This is a genomic window from Acidithiobacillus sp. TH-A36 (genome assembly GCF_057473445.1).
On sequence record NZ_JBYCKP010000224.1, the window covers coordinates 1 to 1,971 of the forward strand.

At 51.1% G+C, this 1,971-nt stretch carries 1 protein-coding gene; it reads left to right on the forward strand.

The window, feature by feature from the left end:
• Nucleotides 1-32: 32 nt before the first annotated feature.
• Nucleotides 33-1,971, forward strand: a 1,939-nt coding sequence (locus AC2VLY_RS05850) for an efflux RND transporter permease subunit (protein WP_486921926.1), incomplete at its 3' end; no start/stop codon positions are given.

Genomic DNA, 1,971 nt, shown 5'->3' on the forward strand with positions numbered 1-1,971 from the left:
GTGCGGAGGGGTCCTCCACCATTACGGTGTACATGAAGCTGAATTACAGCCCCAGTGCCGCAGTGGCCAACATTCAGTCCAAAGTCCAGCAGGTGACGAATCAGTTGCCCACGGGTAGCCAGTTGCCCGTGATCAACGTCACGAAGGGCCCCGGAACAGACATGATGTATATCGCTTTTTACGGAAACCATCTCAGTCAGCAGCAAATTACTGATTATTTGCTGCGCGTGGCGCAACCGCGTCTGGCCTCGGTACATGGGGTCGGAGAAGCTCAAATTCTGCCAGCCGGTGCAGGCAATGGGAATACCTATGCCATGCGCGTCTGGCTGAACCCGCAGAAAATGGCCGCACTCAATGTGACCGCTGCCCAGGTTTCTCAGGCGTTGACAGCCAATGATTTCATCTCGGCCGTCGGGCGGACCCGGGGTAAAACCGTACAAGACACCATTGTGGCCACCACTAGCCTGCACAATGTCAGTGAATTCCGTGATCTGGTCATCAAGCAGTCGGGCAACACCCTGATTCGCCTGAAAGATGTTGCCCATGTTGAACTAGGTGCCCAAGATTATGATTCTCAGGCATTTTATGATGGTAAAACGGCAGCGTTCATTGGCATTCAGGAAGCTCCATCCGCCAACTCTCTGGATGTAGCAGCCGGAGTTAAAAGCTCCCTGGCAAAGCTCGAAAAAAGTCTGCCACCCGGTATGCATGCGGCGATTCCTTACGACACCAGCACTTTCATCCAGGCTTCCATTGATGAGGTTGTGATGACCATTGGCATTACTCTGAGCGTAGTGCTTCTTGTGATTTTTGTTTTTCTCGGATCTTTCCGCGCAGCCATCATTCCTGGCATCGCAATACCCCTGTCTATTATTGGAGGAGGTTTGATCACATGGTCTCTGGGTTACACCATTAATCTGCTAACTTTGCTGGCAGTAGTGCTGGCCATTGGTCTGGTGGTGGATGATGCCATTATCGTTGTAGAAAACGTGCATCGTCACATTGATGAAGGTAAAAGCCCTTTTGATGCTGCCTTGATGACCGGACGCGAACTGGGTGGTCCCATTATCGTTATGTCCACCACCTTGATTGCGGTGTTTGCCCCAATTGGGTTCATGGGGGGGCTGACAGGCACCTTGTTCGGGGAGTTTGCCTTTACTCTGGTCGCCACCGTGTTGATCTCCATGATCGTCGCACTGACGCTCTCCCCGATGTTGTCCAGCAAGGTTTTAAAACCCACCAAAGAACATGGTTTCGAACACTTCATCGAACAGCGTTTTGCAGACTTACGCGGCTTTTATGATCGACTTCTCCACAGTAGCCTGAATTTCGTGCCGGTCACCATGCTCTTTGCCATTGTCATATTTGGCAGCATTTACTTCCTGTTCTCCACTTCCAAAACAGAACTGGCGCCGCAGGAAGATCAAGGCGTTATTTTCAATGCAGGCACCGGTGGCCCAACCATTACTCCAGATCGATTGGTCAAGTATGGCAAACAAGTGCTCAAGGTCTTCAATCAGTACCCGCAAGAAAAAGCAAGTTTCATGGTGACAGGAGTTTCTGTCGGAAGCGGCGGCGGTAGTAACAGTCTTTTTGCGGGGATGCTTTTGACTAACTGGTCTGATCGCTCGGTCTCGGCTATGCAGATTCAGCCCAAATTGCAGCAGCAATTGCAAAGCGTGCCCGGCCTACAGGTAGCCTCTTTCTTGCCACCATCTTTGCCGGGTTCAGCGGGTGGTTTGCCTGTACAGTTCGTTTTGCAAAGCCCAGGGAGTTACGACAAAATAGATCAGGTAGCAGACATGTTAATTGCTAAAGCTTATGAAAGCGGTCTTTTCCACTATGTGACCAAGGACCTGCGCATTGACAATCCGGAACTGGTGCTGAAAATCCATCGCAATATTGCCGCCAATCTGGGTTTGACCATGGCGGAAATTGCCCAGGATCTGCAACCTTTGCTGGGCGGCAACT